This window comes from Alteromonas sp. DYW1, assembly GCF_059752595.1.
In genome coordinates, this window is record NZ_CM186038.1 from 1,079,497 (window position 1) to 1,096,368 (window position 16,872).

At 46.0% G+C, this 16,872-nt stretch carries 15 protein-coding genes and 5 tRNA genes; 13 read left to right on the forward strand and 7 right to left on the reverse strand.

The window, feature by feature from the left end; genetic code table 11:
* The first annotated feature begins 72 nt into the window (after positions 1-72).
* Positions 73-987 (forward strand): histone deacetylase family protein, encoded by a 915-nt coding sequence (locus AC121Z_RS04785; protein ID WP_498128151.1) that lies wholly within the window; start codon positions 73-75, stop codon positions 985-987.
* Here the strand turns inward: AC121Z_RS04785 and AC121Z_RS04790 are convergent.
* The 4 genes from AC121Z_RS04790 to tsaA form a co-directional block, all read right to left on the reverse strand.
* A complete protein-coding gene (locus AC121Z_RS04790) occupies positions 982-1,881 on the reverse strand; it encodes a phospholipase A (protein WP_498127140.1) in 900 nt (299 codons plus the stop codon). The two genes, AC121Z_RS04785 and AC121Z_RS04790, sit on opposite strands and share 6 nt — an antisense overlap.
* Positions 1,882-1,897: 16 nt before the next feature.
* Complete coding sequence (locus AC121Z_RS04795; RefSeq protein ID WP_498127142.1) at positions 1,898-2,734, reverse strand: MBL fold metallo-hydrolase; 837 nt, start codon at positions 2,732-2,734, stop codon at positions 1,898-1,900.
* 17 nt (positions 2,735-2,751) lie between these two features.
* Positions 2,752-4,464, reverse strand: a complete 1,713-nt coding sequence (locus AC121Z_RS04800) for a proline--tRNA ligase (protein WP_498127143.1) — start codon at positions 4,462-4,464, stop codon at positions 2,752-2,754.
* A 120-nt stretch (positions 4,465-4,584) separates the two neighbouring features.
* The gene (gene tsaA, locus AC121Z_RS04805) at positions 4,585-5,307 is read right to left on the reverse strand and encodes a tRNA (N6-threonylcarbamoyladenosine(37)-N6)-methyltransferase TrmO (RefSeq protein ID WP_498127145.1); all 723 of its coding nucleotides are present in this window, start codon (positions 5,305-5,307) and stop codon (positions 4,585-4,587) included.
* A 305-nt stretch (positions 5,308-5,612) separates the two neighbouring features.
* Between tsaA and AC121Z_RS04810 the strand changes: the two genes are divergently transcribed.
* Genes AC121Z_RS04810 through AC121Z_RS04825 form a run of 4 tightly spaced genes read left to right on the forward strand, consistent with a single transcriptional unit; the run spans position 5,613 to position 10,153 of the window.
* Positions 5,613-6,536, forward strand: coding sequence for an ABC transporter ATP-binding protein (locus tag AC121Z_RS04810; protein ID WP_498127147.1), 924 nt, complete (start codon positions 5,613-5,615; stop codon positions 6,534-6,536).
* Positions 6,533-7,267 carry an ABC transporter permease subunit gene (locus tag AC121Z_RS04815; protein WP_498127148.1) on the forward strand — a complete coding sequence of 245 codons (735 nt, stop codon included), beginning with the start codon at positions 6,533-6,535 and terminating at the stop codon, positions 7,265-7,267. Before AC121Z_RS04810 ends, AC121Z_RS04815 begins: the two co-directional genes overlap by 4 nt.
* Positions 7,268-7,269: 2 nt before the next feature.
* On the forward strand, positions 7,270-9,108 hold the full coding sequence (locus AC121Z_RS04820; RefSeq protein WP_498127150.1) for a GldG family protein: 1,839 nt from the start codon (positions 7,270-7,272) through the stop codon (positions 9,106-9,108).
* A 10-nt stretch (positions 9,109-9,118) separates the two neighbouring features.
* On the forward strand, positions 9,119-10,153 hold the full coding sequence (locus AC121Z_RS04825; protein WP_498127152.1) for a DUF4340 domain-containing protein: 1,035 nt from the start codon (positions 9,119-9,121) through the stop codon (positions 10,151-10,153).
* A 30-nt stretch (positions 10,154-10,183) separates the two neighbouring features.
* Here AC121Z_RS04825 and AC121Z_RS04830 read toward each other — a convergent pair whose 3' ends face one another.
* Both AC121Z_RS04830 and folD read right to left on the reverse strand, forming a co-directional pair.
* The gene (locus AC121Z_RS04830) at positions 10,184-10,768 is read right to left on the reverse strand and encodes a DUF1415 domain-containing protein (protein WP_498128152.1); all 585 of its coding nucleotides are present in this window, start codon (positions 10,766-10,768) and stop codon (positions 10,184-10,186) included.
* A gap of 17 nt (positions 10,769-10,785) precedes the next feature.
* Positions 10,786-11,640 (reverse strand): bifunctional methylenetetrahydrofolate dehydrogenase/methenyltetrahydrofolate cyclohydrolase FolD, encoded by an 855-nt coding sequence (folD, locus tag AC121Z_RS04835; protein WP_498127154.1) that lies wholly within the window; start codon positions 11,638-11,640, stop codon positions 10,786-10,788.
* Between the two features lie 602 nt (positions 11,641-12,242).
* Between folD and AC121Z_RS04840 the strand changes: the two genes are divergently transcribed.
* The 5 genes from AC121Z_RS04840 to AC121Z_RS04860 all read left to right on the forward strand — a co-directional run bounded on the left by AC121Z_RS04840 (position 12,243) and on the right by AC121Z_RS04860 (position 12,778).
* Positions 12,243-12,319, forward strand: a tRNA-Pro gene (locus AC121Z_RS04840).
* A 25-nt stretch (positions 12,320-12,344) separates the two neighbouring features.
* Positions 12,345-12,421 (forward strand) — tRNA-Arg (locus AC121Z_RS04845).
* 98 nt (positions 12,422-12,519) lie between these two features.
* Positions 12,520-12,595 (forward strand) — tRNA-His (locus tag AC121Z_RS04850).
* Positions 12,596-12,600: 5 nt separating this feature from the next.
* Positions 12,601-12,685: transfer RNA gene (locus AC121Z_RS04855), tRNA-Leu, on the forward strand.
* Between the two features lie 16 nt (positions 12,686-12,701).
* Positions 12,702-12,778 (forward strand) — tRNA-Pro (locus AC121Z_RS04860).
* 131 nt (positions 12,779-12,909) lie between these two features.
* Here the strand turns inward: AC121Z_RS04860 and AC121Z_RS04865 are convergent.
* Positions 12,910-13,251, reverse strand: a complete 342-nt coding sequence (locus tag AC121Z_RS04865; protein ID WP_498127156.1) for a tRNA-binding protein — start codon at positions 13,249-13,251, stop codon at positions 12,910-12,912.
* 237 nt (positions 13,252-13,488) lie between these two features.
* On the opposite strand from AC121Z_RS04865, the gene tig reads away from it, so the two are divergent.
* The 3 genes from tig to clpX all read left to right on the forward strand — a co-directional run bounded on the left by tig (position 13,489) and on the right by clpX (position 16,853).
* Complete coding sequence (gene tig, locus AC121Z_RS04870; protein WP_498127157.1) at positions 13,489-14,793, forward strand: trigger factor; 1,305 nt, start codon at positions 13,489-13,491, stop codon at positions 14,791-14,793.
* A gap of 101 nt (positions 14,794-14,894) precedes the next feature.
* Complete coding sequence (gene clpP, locus AC121Z_RS04875) at positions 14,895-15,518, forward strand: ATP-dependent Clp endopeptidase proteolytic subunit ClpP (RefSeq protein ID WP_498127159.1); 624 nt, start codon at positions 14,895-14,897, stop codon at positions 15,516-15,518.
* Between the two features lie 60 nt (positions 15,519-15,578).
* Positions 15,579-16,853, forward strand: coding sequence for an ATP-dependent protease ATP-binding subunit ClpX (gene clpX / locus AC121Z_RS04880; RefSeq protein WP_498127160.1), 1,275 nt, complete (start codon positions 15,579-15,581; stop codon positions 16,851-16,853).
* Positions 16,854-16,872 lie beyond the last annotated feature (19 nt).

Genomic DNA, 16,872 nt, shown 5'->3' on the forward strand with positions numbered 1-16,872 from the left:
TGAGCGCTGGCTTATGCGTAAGATTGCAGCCTGTAGTTGATGTCCACACCAGTGCACAATGTCTTTGTTATTATGGTACCGTTAGTATTTCATCCCATTTATAGCCAATTGAATTTGCCGGTTAGGCACCGCTTTCCGATCGAAAAGTATCAAGGGATCAGGGACCGTCTCGGGCGTGAAGGCGTTGACCCTGCGTGGTTTTATCAGCCTGCAGCACTATCTCCGCGGCAAATTAAGCGTGTCCTAGAGCCCAAGTATATTGATGCATTGGTATCTGGCACGCTCGACGCTAAGGCCATGCGGCGGATTGGTTTTCCGTGGTCTAAGCAGTTAGTCGAGCGCACACTAACTGCAGCCGCAGGCACGGTCGCAACAGCGGAGTTAGCCCTTGAATTTGGTACAGCACTGAACCTGACAGGTGGTTATCATCATGCGTTTGCCAACTATGGTAGTGGCTTTTGTATGATCAACGACCTTTATTTAGCTGCATTGCAAATGCTGGAAAACCCTGCGATTGATAAGGTGTTGATTTTTGACTGTGATGTTCATCAAGGTGATGGCACTGCCAAACTAGCAGAAAATAATCCGCGGGTTTTCACTGTGTCACTGCATGGCGAAAAGAACTTTCCTTATCGCAAGCAATCATCAGATTTTGATTTTCCTCTGTCTAAAGGAACGGGGGACGATGAGTATTTAGCGGTTGTCGAAAATGCCTTGCAACTGGCGATTAGAACCGCCACGCCAGACGCAGTGATTTATGATGCTGGAGTGGATATTCATTGCAATGATGATTTAGGGCATTTAGCGATAACTACCGATGGTGTGTACCAACGCGATCGCTTGGTCCTGGATACCTGCAAGGGACTAAACCTCCCGCTTGCCGCCGTGATTGGCGGCGGTTATCAACGTGATATCGAGAAGCTGGTAGATGTGCACATGCAGTTATTTTATGCTGCGGGTGTATGCCAACGTAAAGAACCGCTATAGGAAGCGTAATTGTAGACCGATACCAATGCGTTGTTGTTGACGGTTGTAGTCAATGAGCGAATCCCCATAGCCATTAAAGTACTGCATCATTACATGGTAGCGCTCACTAATAGGATAGGTCAGGTTAAGTTCAATGCTGCCGCGATTGTCATCAAACTGCAGGTTATTGCGCCATTTCAGTAGAAATTCAATGTCGCCAAACACAGCGCCATAGCCTAGCTCCATGCGACCGTAATAATCATGAATATCTGGGTTGTCATCGCCAGTGGGATCGTCGGCATCGATTTTGTCATCCTCGGGCAGTCTAACCCAGCTGCGAATATAATACACAGAGTCATAATCACTAAATAATGCCGTTGCAGTGATACGGTTCCAGCTGCGAGAACGCAAGCCGCTTTGGCCGTTACTTTGGTGGTTCAAGCCAACCTGTACCGCATTGAAGCGGTATCCGAGCAGACTTAGATCTGCTTGCCATTGATAAAAAACCTCCGGTTCGTAGTTGGTTTCACGGAATGGTTTGGATGCCTCATCATTGTATACCTGCCAAAATGACACCGCAGTGAAGCCAAAAAATAACCCATCTATGGCTTCCTTGGGTTGATACAGTGGGATCTTCATGCTGATTTGGAATTTTGCTTCTACGTTATCGATGGTTTCTTCAGTCAGCGCTTGATTGCCGATGCCATTAGGGTTAGTGATGTGGGTAAGGGGTAAAATATAATTACGCCGATGTTGACTAATGGCAAAGGGATTTTCTATTGCTTGTTTATCTGCCGAAACACGTTGGTCTAAAATGGACGGGGTTGGCGATTCTGCATTTGTAGCAGTATCAGACACTTGTGCGTATGCAGTAGTACTTAAAATTAAGTAAAGTAGTGCGACGATCCTGCGCATAAAAAGTTCCTTGTAATTATTCGAAGTCTAGTGTTTGACCTTCATACGAAGCGAATAGGTGTAATGGGGCACCAGCGGCGTGAATAAATTTACGGCAATGGGCAATAATGGCGTCAACATCGTCATCAGTGCGTTCAGGATCATGGCTGTACAGTGCGAGTTGTTTGCTATTACTCGCCATCGCAAGCTTAACTGCCTCCTCTGCCACAGAATGCCCCCAGCCTGACTTGGCAGGCATATCGCTAAGCATATATTGAGCATCATGGATCAATAAATCGGCATCCCGACAAAATTCAACAAACTCCAAAAAGTCGCTGCTTTTCTTGTAGGGAGGATACAACTCATTGTCGGTGAGATAGACGACTTTGCTACTACCCTCTGAAATGGCGTAAGCACATCCGCCACCGGGATGGTTGATTGGCATACGCTGAATAGTCGCTGTCGCGCACTGCCACTCATCTTCGGTCGCGGGTTGCACGGTGATTTTTGATTGTAATGCTGCGAACGGTACTGGAAATAGTGAGCCTTGCATTTGATCGATAACCGCGTTTGCATTGCCGTCGTTAACCTTTCCTGGAATAACTGTGATTTCGCGCCCAGGTTGATAAATAGGGGCAAAGAATGGGAAGCCTTGAATGTGGTCCCAATGATTGTGAGATAGCAGCACGGTGATTGGGGTTTGCTCGGTAATTAGCTTTTTGCCCAACAATCGGATCCCAGTCCCAGCGTCTAACACGATATGTTGCCCGTTGGATAACTTGATATCAACGCAGGCGGTGTTGCCACCATAGCGAACAAATTCCTCGCCTGGCGTGGGGATAGAGCCTCTGACACCGTAAAATGTTAATTGCATACTATCCCCATTAAGAATTATAGCTGTGCGATATACTCGCCAATCGCAGCAATAGCCATCAGTTGTTTTTCACCACTACGGCGATTCTTGTATTCAACCTCTTGATTGTCAAGGTTGCGTTCACCAACAACGATATGATGAGGTATACCTATTAACTCCATATCCGCAAACATAACGCCTGGACGTTCCTTGCGATCATCAAACAACACTTCGATACCTAAATCACAAAGCTCCTGATAAATCGCTTCAGCGGCTTCTTTAACACGGTGGCTCTTATGCATATTCATTGGGATCAAAACCACTTTAAACGGAGCAATCGCGTCTGGCCAAATGATCCCGAATTTGTCATGGTTTTGTTCAATGGCTGCAGCAACAATGCGCGAAACACCGATACCATAGCACCCCATTTGCAGGGTTTCGTGCTTGCCGGTTTCACTCAGCACACCGCAATTCATGGCTTTTGAATATTTGTCACCGAGCTGGAAAATGTGTCCAACTTCGATCCCTCGACGAATATCTAATGAGCCATTACCATCCGGTGAAGGATCACCTTTAACAACATTGCGAATATCCGCAACGATTACCTCAGCAGGCCAATTGGCGCCGGTAAAATGGAAGCCGTCCTCATTTGCACCACACACGAAATCAGCCGTTAGTTGTGCACTACGATCAATCACAACAGGGATGTTAAGCGCTAGCGGACCAACACTGCCACTGCTGCAGTTTAAGCTGTGTTTAAGCTGCGCGTCATTGGCGAAGGTTAATGGGGCTAGCACCTGGGAAAGCTTTTCTGCTTTAATTTCATTTAAACTATGGTCACCACGCAGAGCTAGGGCAACCAAAGGCGCGTCTTTGGCGTTTGGATCTTCAGCATCAGACCCAACGACTATAATCGTTTTAATTGTTTGTGTAGCAGTTACATCAAAGTGCTTGCAGACGTCTTCAATGGTACCAACGTCAGGCGTAGCAACTTTTTCTAGCTGGGCAACCGGTTGCTGTTGTTCTCCAACCGCGAGAGCTTCAGCGGTTTCTATATTGGCAGCGTATTCGGACTGATCGCTAAATACTATATCGTCTTCACCTGACTCAGCCAGAACATGAAACTCATGGCTAACACTACCTCCGATCGCACCAGAGTCGGCGACTACGGGGCGGTACTCCAAGCCACAGCGAGTAAAAATATTACAGTAGGCTTGATGCATCTTGTCGTAAGTTTGTTGCAGGCAGGCGTGATCCATATGAAATGAGTAGGCATCTTTCATGGTAAATTCGCGCCCACGCATAATGCCAAACCGCGGGCGTACCTCGTCACGAAACTTGGTTTGGACTTGATAGAGATTCAGCGGTAATTGCTTGTAGCTACTAATTTCATTGCGGACCAAGGCTGTGATCACTTCTTCGTGAGTTGGGCCCAAGACAAAGTCACGTTGATGACGATCCTTTATACGCAGCAACTCTGGACCGTATTCTTCCCAACGCCCGGATTCTTGCCACAGGTCTGCTGGTTGCACGACGGGCATTAGCACTTCAATTGCACCGGCCTTATTCATTTCCGATTTAACAATATCTGCTACTTTATTTAATACCCTAAGTCCACTGGGTAACCAGGTATAAAGTCCAGATGCGAGCTTGCGGATCATGCCCGCTCGTAGCATCAACTGATGACTAATGACTTCTGCATCTGCAGGGGTTTCTTTTTGGGTTGATAGCAAATATTGGCTTGTGCGCATGCCGTTTGAATTCTCGTGGTTAAGTGTAAATCCGACTATTCTAGCAGTCGGGTTTTAGATGGCAAAAGCTAATTTACGCGAGTGCTTAGATTTTACCCTCTACAGGGCGTCATCAACCGCTCATTCACTTTCGAACTGTTTGATTTCTGTGACGACTACTGTGTGCTCACACACGTGCCAAAGAATATCTAAATCCCACAAGCGCAGCGCATATTGTTTGTCGTCTGATTGCTGGCGTTTATAGGCTGGGCGAGGGTCAGCCGGTAGTACCTTAGTCAACACCGATCCGAGTTGAGGATAGCATTGCTCCCAGTGGATTAACTGCTTCTGTGCCGGTGCCGCATAGGCTATTTCTAATGGCTGAGCGGGCGGTTCCTCGGCATAGCCAGAGTAAGCAGTCTCAGGTTTATCAGAGTAGGCAACATAGGGTTTAATGTCTAAGACGGGCGTTTGGTTGAGTAAATCAATGTCTTTTACGGTCAGTCGTAACTGCCCATTAGCGTAGGAATGACTAACATACCGCACCAGAGATAATCCCAAGTGGTTGGGACGAAATGAACTACGACTGGCAAATACACCAATTTTTTTATTGCCGCCCATGCGGGGTGGGCGGATCAATGCTGTCGGTGTGTGCGCAATATGTTGATGAAAGTTAAAGATCAGCCATAGGTGTGAGAATTGTTCAATACCGCGCAAAAAATCTGGATTACAGCATTCCGGAGTGAACAGAATGGTGCCTTCTATATCCTTTGCCACCGCAGGTTGACGTGGTATGCCGAATTTTTCGGTGAATGGTGTCTCTATAAAACCTATGGGGGCACTATTGACGTTAAGCCTTTGCATCGTTAACGGTTCCTGTTCTTCCATTTATCGAGAGTTGGACATAATCAGCAACATTTAATCGTGGTGCCGACATACTCCATTCACATTTGTTGATTATAGTGGCATTGTCATATCGCCGGATATGACCTGTATGTTTCACGGATCCCAACTTTATGACCTGCCCATGTGCAGGTCTTTTTTTATCAGTCGGTCTATTGAAAATCCGACAATTGCCCCAATTTCTCGCGTGCGAGGCTATTGATGCTATCACTGCATCATTAGTATTCCCACAGCTAACGTGTCGATGAGTCAAGAATAGGAAGACTATGATCTCAGTAAGCCAACTCAGTAAAAAATTTGACGACTTTACCGCTGTCGACAATCTAACTTTTTCCTTAAAACCTGGCGATATCGTCGGTTTTTTAGGCCCAAATGGTGCTGGCAAATCCACAACCATGAAAATGTTGACCGGCTTTTTAAGACCTAGCCACGGCGATATTACCATTGACGGATTGTCTGTGCTCGAGCACAGTAAAGCGATTCAGGCGCGTATTGGGTATCTGCCGGAAGGTGCTCCAGCGTACGGCGATATGACCGTCATTCAGTTTCTGCACTTCATTGCCAATATCCGCAAGCTAAAAGGGCCGCATAAAGACCAGCGGTTGACCACAGTCATCGAACAATTAGCATTGCAGTCCGTATTGGATAGGCCAATTGAAAATTTATCTAAAGGCTATAAACGTCGGGTTGGACTTGCGCAAGCCATCATTCATGATCCGCAAATTCTGATTTTAGACGAACCCACTGATGGCCTGGATCCGAATCAAAAACATCAAGTGCGTGAGCTGATTCAACATCTGTCAAAAGATAAGCTTGTCATCGTCTCGACCCACATTCTCGAGGAAGTGACAGCGGTGTGTAATCGGGTGATGGTTATTGCACAAGGCCAACTTAAATTTGATGACACTCCTGAAGCATTGCTTAAACAATCTAAGTATCATAAAGCCATTACCCTGCATTTAAGCTATCAGGCCGATATCTCCGGGTTACTTGAACTGGATGGGGTTGCGGATATGCAAATCGATAAAACCACGGGGCGCGTGACACTGTTCCCGGAACCCGACGCACAGATCCTGCATTTGGTTACTGATTATATTCAAGTGAGAAAGTTGCCGGTGGATACGCTGTTCATTGAACAAGGCCGATTGGATGAGGTGTTTCGTCAAATCACACAGGAGCCAGAAGCATGAGCGCAGTAAGTATTATTTTTCGACGTGAATTTTCGAGTTTTTTCGCAACGCCTGTCGCTTACGTTTTTATCACAATTTTTCTTATGTTGAGTGGGGTATTCACTTTTTTCATTGGGCAGTTGTATGAACGTGGGCAAGCGGATTTGTTACCGTTTTTTAATTTCCACCCTTGGCTATATCTGTTTCTCGTGCCGGCTATTGCCATGCGCAGTTGGGCAGAGGAGCGCAAGTCGGGCACCATTGAACTGTTAATGACCCTGCCCATCAGTGTGACACAAGCGGTAATAGGTAAATTCTTGGCCGCATGGGCGGTGTTGGGTTTAGCGTTGGCATTAACCTTTCCATTGTGGTTAACCGTTAATTATTTGGGCTCTCCTGACAATGGAATTATTCTCGCCGCTTATTTGGGGAGTTGGTTTATGGCAGGCGGCTTCCTCGCTATTAGCCTATGCATGTCAGCGTTAACCAAGAATCAAGTCATCGCTTTCATTCTGGCGATAGTGATTTGTTTTCTCTTTGTTTTAAGTGGCAGCAACGTAGTCTTAGATGCTTTCCAAGGTTGGGCACCCGCATGGGCGTTGGATACGATCGCGTCATTTAGTTTTTTGACCCACTTTGAAGCGATGGCGAAAGGGGTGTTGGCATTTAATGATGTTGGCTATTTTTTGCTGGTGATGGTTATTTTTCTAATTGCAAATTTCATGATCATTGAACAGAAGAAGGCTGATTAAGCATGAATCGAGTATTTTCTTTTAGCTTAGGGCTGGCACTGCTTGCTGGTTTGTTTTTCTCTTTGGTGATGATAAACAATCAAGTGCTTAACAATGTCCGCATCGACTTGACAGAAAATCAGGTTTACTCGTTGTCACCTGGCAGTAAGGAGGTTATTGCTGAAATTGACGAACCGATTAATCTGTACTTTTTCTTCTCTGATACTGCCACTAAGGGCATGACGGGTTTACGTAATTACGCGAACCGCGTAGAAAGTTTACTGCGTGAATATGAAAGCGCATCAAATGGTAAAATTCGACTTCAAATCATTGACCCAGTGCCCTTCTCTGAGGCAGAAGATCAGGCTGCACAGTATGGCCTAACTGGCGCTGCTATTGGGCAAATCGGTGAGTCTATTTATTTTGGCTTAGCCGGCACCAATGCGGTCGATGAACAGCAGGTTATTGGCTTTTTTGACCCGCAAAAAGAGAGTTTCTTAGAATACGACTTGAGCAAATTATTGTATCAGTTGAGTGATACCGCTGACGTCGCGTTGACTATTATTTCCGATCTAGCGTTGAGTGGCGGGCAAAACCCAATGACGGGGCAGTTCGAGCCGCCGATGGTGATTTACAGTCAACTTCAGCAGCTCTACGATGTTAATCTGGTTACCTCTGATATAACAGAAGTGCCAGAAGGGACCGACATTCTGCTGCTGGCGCACCCCAAAAACCTATCTGAAGCTTTGCTGCAGTCTATTGATCAGTTTGCTATGCAGGGAGGGCGTATTTTGTTATTCACCGACCCTCATTACGAATCGGATGCAATGGCTATGATGGGCGGAATTGGGGCGAATGCCTCTGACTTTCCACTGCTATCAGCGTGGGGTATTGAGTTAGTGGACAGCTCAGTCATACTCGATGCATCGTTAGGTTTAGAGGTACGCACGCAGCAAGGTGGTGTTGCGCGACATTTGGGTATTCTAGGTTTTGATGCCAGCAGTTTGGATGGTGATGACGTCGTTACCGCCAATCTAGAAAGCATTAATGCCGCATCAGTTGGTGCAGTGTCGTTGCAGGCAAACAGTGAGCTCAACATGCAGCCACTGATACGCAGCTCGGACAATAGCCAGTTAATTCCAGCAATGACGTACGCGCAGACGCAAGACCCGCAAGAGCTGTCCAGAACATTTGCAGCGCAAGGCCAGGAGTATATTGTCGCCGCTCGTGTGACGGGGAAAGCGCCTTCTGCGTTTACTGATGCGAAGCCAGAGGATGCCAACTGGGTGAAAGAAACCAATCGCTTGAATCTGATTGTGGTTGCCGATGCAGATATACTGACGGATCGCTTTTGGGTACAGCAAAGCAATTTCTTTGGACAAACTATATTTACCCCATTTGCGAATAATGGCGACTTGTTTACCAATGCCGTGGAAAATTTAAGTGGCAGTGATGCACTGATCAGCGTGCGTAGTCGAGGTACATTTGCGCGCCCATTTACTCGCGTTGAAGCATTAGAAATAGCGGCAGAAGCGAAGTTTCGTGAGCAAGAGGAACGGTTACAGCAACAACTTGCTGATACTGAAGCCCAATTGGCTCAATTGCAGAGTGTGCAAGGTGACACTGGCGCATTGGTTGTTTCGCCGGAGCAACAAGCTGCCATCGATGAATTCGTTGCTAAGCGGATTGAAATTCGCAAGGAACTGCGGGAGGTTCGCTTCCAGCTGGATCGTGATATTGATACCTTAGGTAATTGGATAAAACTGATCAATATTGCTATTGCACCGTTACTGCTTGCATTCATTCTATTTGGTCTTGCTCGTTTGACGCGCACCAAAGCCACTCGACAACAAATAGGGTAGGGGAGCAGGAATGAAAACAACGACATTGCTTAGCTTGTTAACAGCATTTTTGGTAACGGTAGGAACCAGTATTTGGCTGCTTAAACAAGACAACACCTCGAATGAGCAGGTGGAGCAGCCGCTGCTTGGCGAGTTTATCACTCAACTACCCGAACTAACCCAAGTTGAGGTCAGGGACGCGAGTGGCGTCATTCTGCGCGCAGAAAAAAAAGCGAATGCTTGGTGGGCGACTCATTTGCACCCAGTGCATGTTCTGCCTGTGGACGTGGATTCCTTGGTAGGCCTTATCGATGGATTACGCAGTGCGAATAAAATTGAAGCGAAAACTCAAAATGCCGAGCAGTATGCGCGTTTAGGCGTAGAGCCGATTGACCAACCGGAGTCGGCAGCCAAGCGCTTAACGTTGCGCAGCGCTACAAACAGCTTCGAAGTGATCATCGGCCGTCAGGCGACGAGTGGGCTTGGGAGCTTCGTCCGCTTGCCTGATGCAACACAAAGTTGGTTGATTGACCAAACACTTGTATTGCCGGAAGACTCAGCAGCTTGGTTAGTCAATCCATTGGCGTTGGTCGAGGTTGAGGAGGTCTCGACTGTGACACGCACGTCAGACGACAAATACCAGCTAGTGCGCACTGCACCTGACAGCGGCAGTACAAGCGATGGAATACAAAGTCAATGGCGACTATTGGATCTTGATGACGATGAGCAACTGGTTTTTCCGAGTATCTTACAGACGACGGTTAACAGTCTGCTTAATACTCGATTTGATAGTGCAATCGCGCTTGACACGGTGACAATGGCATTGACTACACAGAGTGAGATTGTGATTGATACTCAGCAGGGCGAACAACTGGAAATACGCTTATTACAAGAAAACGACAATTACTTTGTAGGCTATACATTAGCAAGCAAACCATGGCTCGAAAATTGGATCTTTGGTCTTAGCAGCTTTAATTATGAGCAAATAAACAAAGGCCGTACTGACTTGGTTGAACAACCCGAGGAACAAGGAACTCCAGAAGAAGCGCCAACGCCTGCACAGTAATATTCGCATGCCGACGATTGTTGGGCGAGTTTATTTACCACTCGCCCGAACGGCTTGAGCTAAACAATTTCGGAAGTAATGATTACCTAAATCGCGGGCTCGTTGGACATTCAACTCTGGGATCTGCTCCGGGTTTTTATAGGTTTTCAAGGCTCGGTCGATGCTTGCTTCGCGAATGATGTGTAAGGTCGGTAGTGGCGAACGGTTAGTGAAGTTGGATGCGTCATCATTGGATTCACCTGCAAAGCAATAGTCAGGATGAAACGTGGCGAGCTGCAATGTGCCGTCATAGCCTGCATTGCTCATGGCTGACTGCGCCAAATCCGTCAATTCAAGGTAATCGTCAAAGCGATAAATACTATATTGCGTGTGTGCAATTTCGAGTTGTGCTGGATGGTAAATGATTAATGTCGTCTCAATCGCGGCATTTTTTTCTAAACGTTCACACTCATCTAATACAAGCGTTGCTTGCTGATCGATGTTCTGCAAGTCACAGCTGACGTAATGAATGGTTTGGCGTTCAAGCTCCCGCTTAGCAAACGGACAGAAGTTTTCCCCGATGACGATTTTTTGTAACCAAAATCGGGTAGCAGCAATTGCCATTTCTGCGGTCATTTGTTCCACGCTAACCCTTAGGAGTGAAACTTAATGTAGGCTTCAAGCGTATTTTCGATCAGACTGGCTACGGTCATTGGACCTACGCCACCCGGTACAGGCGTGATCCATCCGGCAACTTCTGCCGCCTTGTCATACTCCACATCGCCCACTAAGCGACCATCATCCAGTCGATTAATACCGACATCAATAACAATTGCCCCCGGTTTGATCCATTCACCTGGAATAAAATTGGCTTTCCCTACGGCAACTACGAGCAAATCCGCGCGACTCACATGGGCGTGCAAATCTTTGGTAAACTTGTGACAGGTTGTCACCGTGCAACCGGCTAATAGGAGCTCTAGAGACATCGGGCGCCCGACGATATTTGACGCTCCAACAATCACCGCATCGAGCCCTTTTATCGGGCGTTTGGTTGCTGCAATCATCGTCATGATGCCTTTGGGGGTGCAGGGGCGTAGTGCCGGAATGCGTTGTGCTAAGCGGCCAATATTGTAGGGGTGAAAGCCATCCACATCTTTGTGCGGGTGGATCCGCTCTAAAATAGCTTCGGCATCGAGTCCAGCAGGCAAAGGTAGTTGCACCAATATGCCATCGATGGTGTCGTCTGCATTTAGCTCATCAACCAAATCCAGTAAGTCTTGTTGTTTCGTCGTCGCCGGTAAATCATATGACTTTGAGACGAAACCCACTTCTTCGCAGGCTTTAGTTTTATTGTTCACATAAACTTGCGACGCAGGATCTGAACCGACCAAGACTACGGCGAGCCCAGGGACGCGCTTTTGCGCCTCATTTAGCGAGGCAACATAATTCGCGACATCGTCGCGCACTTGTTTAGCGATAACTTTACCGTCGATGCGATGAGCTGGCATGTGGGAACTACTCTTTAAGGATTAAATAAAACGCCGCTATGATCCCATGGATTGCGGGTTAGATTCAATCGCTACTTGGGGATTTATTTCGCCGTCTACCTTCGAATACAAAAGTTACTGTGGCGATAACAATTCCAATCAATAAAATTAGACCGAGTGGCCAATTGATCTCTAGTTCTGGGACTAGGGTGACTCCCCACAGGAACAACATGGCGAAACAACCACGAGTTACAAAGTAGTAAAGCCAAAGTTTTAAATTGTTAATCACGGCTTATTCTCTGATGTTGGAGAGAGGGAGTTGCTTCCCTCTGTTTAGGTCTTGCGTTTGTATGAGCTTCAATTTTATCTTCCTTGTAGGGGTATTTTGCGCTTTCCCAAGCACTTCTTTACCGTAGCTATATAACATGGTTATAGAAACTGTACCTAAGCGCTGATATTAATCCCACAGACAGAATTTCAAGCGCGACTTTTATGTGCAAAGAGCCCAACTTGAACGCATTTTGAACAACTGAAAAATTAATCTTAAAAGTGTTTGACGAGATTAAGTCAAGTCGGTAATATGCGCCCCCCGTAGAGGTGCTGAATGGCGCTTCTACTTGGTTCGGTGAGTGGCGCAGCTTGGTAGCGCACTTGGTTTGGGTCCAAGGGGTCGTAGGTTCGAATCCTATCTCACCGACCACTTTAATCTTGCACAGATTCGCTACGCGTCCGTAGCTCAGCTGGATAGAGCAACGGCCTTCTAAGCCGTGGGTCGCAGGTTCGAATCCTGCCGGACGCGCCATTAGGCGGCCGGAAGATTCGAAGAATCTAATCGAAACTGATAAGTATCGATGGCGGGCAAGGTTAGTTAGACTATAATGGTCTCAACAAATCATTATGGTGGGCGTAGCTCAGTTGGTAGAGCCCCGGATTGTGATTCCGGTTGTCGTGGGTTCAAATCCCATCGTCCACCCCATTTTTGCGGAAGTGGTGGAATTGGTAGACACGCTGGATTTAGGTTCCAGTGCTTCACGGCGTGAGAGTTCAAGTCTCTCCTTCCGCACCATCTATTTGTACATTGTCGGTGAGTGGCGCAGCTTGGTAGCGCACTTGGTTTGGGTCCAAGGGGTCGTAGGTTCGAATCCTATCTCACCGACCACTCTTTTTATCCACTATTTGCTATCCACCTCGCGTTTATTTAGGGCTATTGGCTGCATGCAAAAGCAGAATCAGTAGAGAATACTCACACCCTATATCGCGAACTACAGCGTTCATTGAAACTTAAGATGGTTAAATCAACTTCGCACCATTCGGGATGGGCATATCTGGACTCAGCAATACGACTTGCTCTCGATGATCAAAAAATCCAGTCACTAAACACTCGGACATGAAAGGGCCGATTTGTTTCGGAGGAAAGTTAACCACAGCGAGTATTTGCTTACCAATCAAGTCATCAGGCAGGTAATGTGCGGTGATTTGAGCGCTTGATCGTTTGTGACCAATTTCGTCCCCGAAGTCGATCGTTAGTTTATACGCTGGTTTTATGGCTTCAGGGAATTCCTCCACCGCGACAATCGTACCAGCGCGCAGTTCAACTTTGGCAAAATCTTGCCAACTAATGGTGTTTTGCATAAGTCCTCATAACTGAATTAAACGAAAACTCAGAAATTTACGTCATTATTGTCAGCATAACTGATGAAAATGGCTTTTACATCTCGACTCTGAAAAAACCAGCCTGTATACTACCGCGTCTTTTTTTAACCGACGCCAAACAAAGCGCCACATAAGAAAAGGTGTTAGGGCGGCATAGGCTGTTTTAAAACATCTGATTTGTAAGCGCGTCATCCGGCGCAAAGTTGAGGTATTACAATGCAAGTTTCTGTTGAGACGACTGAAGGTTTACAACGCCGTCTTACTATCACTGTTCCTGCTGATGCGATTGACAGTGCAGTTAAATCACGCCTACAGCAGTTGGCTAAAACACAGCGTATTAATGGTTTTCGTCCAGGCAAGGTGCCAGTTTCTGTATTGAAGAAACGTTATGGTACTGCCGTACGTCAGGAAGTTGCGGGTGATGTTATGCAACGCAATTTTTATGAAGCCATCGTGCAAGAAAAAATCACGCCAGCGGGTTACCCTTCATTTGAATTAAAGAACGACAAAGATGGCGAAGATTTTGAGTTTGTAGCGTCGTTTGAAGTCTATCCTGAAATTGAAGTTAAAGACGTTGATAAACTGAAAATAGAAAAGCCGGTTGTGGAAATCTCTGAAAAAGATTTGGACAACATGATGGTGACTTTGCAGAAACAACACGCAGAGTGGAAAGAAGTTAAGCGTAAAGCGAAGAAAGATGACCGTGTTGTAATCGATTTCGTTGGCACTATCGATGGCGAAGAATTTGCTGGTGGTAAAGCCGAAGACTTTACCCTAGAGCTGGGTAAAAATCGCATGATCCCAGGTTTTGAGAAAGACTTGGTCGGCGCGAAAAAAGGTGAAGAAGTTGTCACTGAAGTAACATTCCCTGAAGATTATCATGCTGAAGCGTTGAAAGGCAAAGCGGCTAGTTTTGCCATTACAGTGAAGAAAGTTGAAGGTCAGGCATTGCCAAAAGTCGATGACGAATTTGCTAAGTTATTCGGCGTTGAAGAAGGTGGTGTTGATGCGTTGCGCGAAGAAGTTAAGAAAAACATGCAGCGTGAATTGGATCAAACGTTGAAATCGCAATTGAAAGAAAATGTGATTGCTGCGTTGCTTGAAAAAAATGAGCTTGATCTACCACAAGCGCTAGTTGACCAAGAAGTTAATGCACTGCGTGAGCAAGCTAAACAGCGTTTCCAACAGCAAGGTCAAGGGCAGAATTTGCCTGAGCTACCGGCTGACTTATTTATGGATAACGCGAAACGCCGTGTTTCGGTTGGCCTACTGTTAGGTGAAATTATCAAGAAGCAAGAGTTGCAAGTAGATAGCGCTCGTGTAGATAGCTTGATCGAATCAATGGCTTCTGCGTATGAAGATCCAACTGAAGTTATTGAGTATTACAAGTCTAACGACGAGTTGATGCAGCAAATGCAGAATGTTGCGCTTGAAGAGCAAGCCATTGAATGGATTGCTGATAACGCCAAGACTAAAGAAGTTAAGAAAGACTTTGATGAGATCATGAACAAACAGGCGTAATCTGCACTGGCTGTGATTGACTTTTATAGTCTGCAACTGATTAAATGCTCGGTAATCACCGAGCATTTTTTTTATCTAGTTTTTAAAAAGGCCATTTTCTCATGCAGAATGTTTTTGACCCCGCCAATGCGTTGGTTCCAATGGTTGTTGAGCAAACCTCCAAAGGGGAACGCTCCTATGATATTTATTCCCGCTTATTAAAAGAGAATGTCATCTTTTTGGTTGGTCAAGTTGAAGACCATATGGCGAATTTGATTGTGGCACAAATGTTATTCCTTGAAGCGGAGAATCCGGAAAAAGACATATTCTTATATATCAATTCTCCTGGTGGTTCAGTCACTGCGGGTATGGCTATCTATGACACCATGAATTTCATTAAGCCGGATGTCAGTACAGTCTGTGTTGGTCAAGCCGCTAGTATGGGCGCTTTCTTATTATCGGGCGGGGCTAAAGGTAAGCGCTACTGTTTGCCAAACTCTCGGGTGATGATCCATCAACCTTTGGGCGGCTTTCAAGGGCAAGCATCGGATTTTGAAATTCATGCGAGAGAAATTCTGTCTATTAAAGAGAAGTTAAACCGCTTGATGGCAGGGCATACCGGTCAGCCGTATGAAAAAGTGGCACAAGATACCGACCGTGATAACTTTTTGAGTGCGACGGAAGCTCAGGAATATGGTTTAATTGACAAAGTATTGTCTAATCGCGCAGATGCATTAAAAGCATAATCGACTAGACTAATTAACAGCAGTACGCTGCTTAATGAAACAAGTAGAGGCAATCGATACATGACAGACAAGCAAAACGGTGATGGTGATAATAAATTACTGTACTGCTCATTCTGTGGGAAAAGCCAACATGAAGTGCGCAAGCTGATTGCGGGTCCCTCAGTGTTCATATGTGATGAATGTGTTGAGTTATGCAATGACATCATTCGTGAAGAAATCAAAGAAATTGCTCCCAAGCAGCAACAGGATTCCTTGCCTAAGCCGCATGAAATCCACGCCCACCTAGATGATTATGTGATCGGTCAAGAGCATGCCAAGAAGGTCCTTGCAGTCGCAGTGTACAATCACTACAAGCGCTTGCGTAATGGTGATGTGCACGACGGCGTAGAGTTAGGTAAAAGTAATATTTTGCTTATCGGGCCAACGGGTAGCGGCAAAACGCTGTTAGCAGAGACGCTTGCGCGATTATTGGATGTTCCATTTACTATGGCTGATGCAACCACGCTAACGGAAGCAGGTTACGTTGGTGAAGATGTTGAGAATATCATTCAGAAGCTTTTGCAAAAGTGTGATTATGATGTAGAAAAAGCCCAACGTGGCATCGTCTATATCGATGAAATCGATAAGATTTCACGCAAGTCGGATAATCCGTCGATTACCCGTGATGTGTCTGGTGAGGGTGTGCAACAAGCGTTGCTTAAATTGATCGAAGGAACAATCGCTTCAGTTCCGCCGCAGGGCGGTCGTAAGCACCCGCAACAAGAGTTTTTACAGGTTGACACTTCAAAAATCTTATTTATTTGTGGTGGTGCTTTTGCTGGCTTAGATAAAGTTATTGAGCAACGCGCACACACGGGCACCGGTATCGGGTTTGGTGCTAAAGTCAAAGATTCACAGAATAAGAAGTTACTAACCGAGTTATTCCGTCAAGTCGAACCCGAAGATTTGGTTAAATATGGTCTTATCCCAGAGTTTATCGGGCGTTTGCCGGTCGTAACGAGTCTGGAAGAACTCAATGAAGACGCTTTAATTCAAATTTTACGTGAACCTAAAAATGCGATTACAAAGCAGTATGCTGCATTGTTTGCGATTGAAGATACTGAGCTTGAGTTTCGTGATGACGCGCTACAAGCGATTGCGCAAAAAGCCATGCAACGTAAAACCGGAGCGCGTGGATTGCGCTCAATCGTTGAGGCCGTGTTGTTAGATACCATGTATGAGTTACCTTCAATGGAAAACGTAAGTAAAGTGGTTATTGATGAATCAGTTATCCGCGGAGAATCAAAGCCTATCTTGATTTACGATTCACAGGATAAGAAGGCGGCATCTGAATAGAAATCGAAAAAAGGCTCAT

Coding starts and splice junctions, on each gene's coding strand:
- AC121Z_RS04865 (WP_498127156.1), bottom strand. CDS start 13,251: ATGCAAAACACCATTAGTTGGCAAGATTTTGCCAAAGTTGAACTGCGC.
- clpP (WP_498127159.1), top strand. CDS start 14,895: ATGCAGAATGTTTTTGACCCCGCCAATGCGTTGGTTCCAATGGTTGTT.
- AC121Z_RS04785 (WP_498128151.1), top strand. CDS start 73: ATGGTACCGTTAGTATTTCATCCCATTTATAGCCAATTGAATTTGCCG.
- AC121Z_RS04810 (WP_498127147.1), top strand. CDS start 5,613: ATGATCTCAGTAAGCCAACTCAGTAAAAAATTTGACGACTTTACCGCT.
- AC121Z_RS04790 (WP_498127140.1), bottom strand. CDS start 1,881: ATGCGCAGGATCGTCGCACTACTTTACTTAATTTTAAGTACTACTGCA.
- AC121Z_RS04820 (WP_498127150.1), top strand. CDS start 7,270: ATGAATCGAGTATTTTCTTTTAGCTTAGGGCTGGCACTGCTTGCTGGT.
- AC121Z_RS04825 (WP_498127152.1), top strand. CDS start 9,119: ATGAAAACAACGACATTGCTTAGCTTGTTAACAGCATTTTTGGTAACG.
- tig (WP_498127157.1), top strand. CDS start 13,489: ATGCAAGTTTCTGTTGAGACGACTGAAGGTTTACAACGCCGTCTTACT.
- AC121Z_RS04830 (WP_498128152.1), bottom strand. CDS start 10,768: ATGACCGCAGAAATGGCAATTGCTGCTACCCGATTTTGGTTACAAAAA.
- tsaA (WP_498127145.1), bottom strand. CDS start 5,307: ATGCAAAGGCTTAACGTCAATAGTGCCCCCATAGGTTTTATAGAGACA.
- AC121Z_RS04800 (WP_498127143.1), bottom strand. CDS start 4,464: ATGCGCACAAGCCAATATTTGCTATCAACCCAAAAAGAAACCCCTGCA.
- folD (WP_498127154.1), bottom strand. CDS start 11,640: ATGCCAGCTCATCGCATCGACGGTAAAGTTATCGCTAAACAAGTGCGC.
- AC121Z_RS04815 (WP_498127148.1), top strand. CDS start 6,533: ATGAGCGCAGTAAGTATTATTTTTCGACGTGAATTTTCGAGTTTTTTC.
- clpX (WP_498127160.1), top strand. CDS start 15,579: ATGACAGACAAGCAAAACGGTGATGGTGATAATAAATTACTGTACTGC.
- AC121Z_RS04795 (WP_498127142.1), bottom strand. CDS start 2,734: ATGCAATTAACATTTTACGGTGTCAGAGGCTCTATCCCCACGCCAGGC.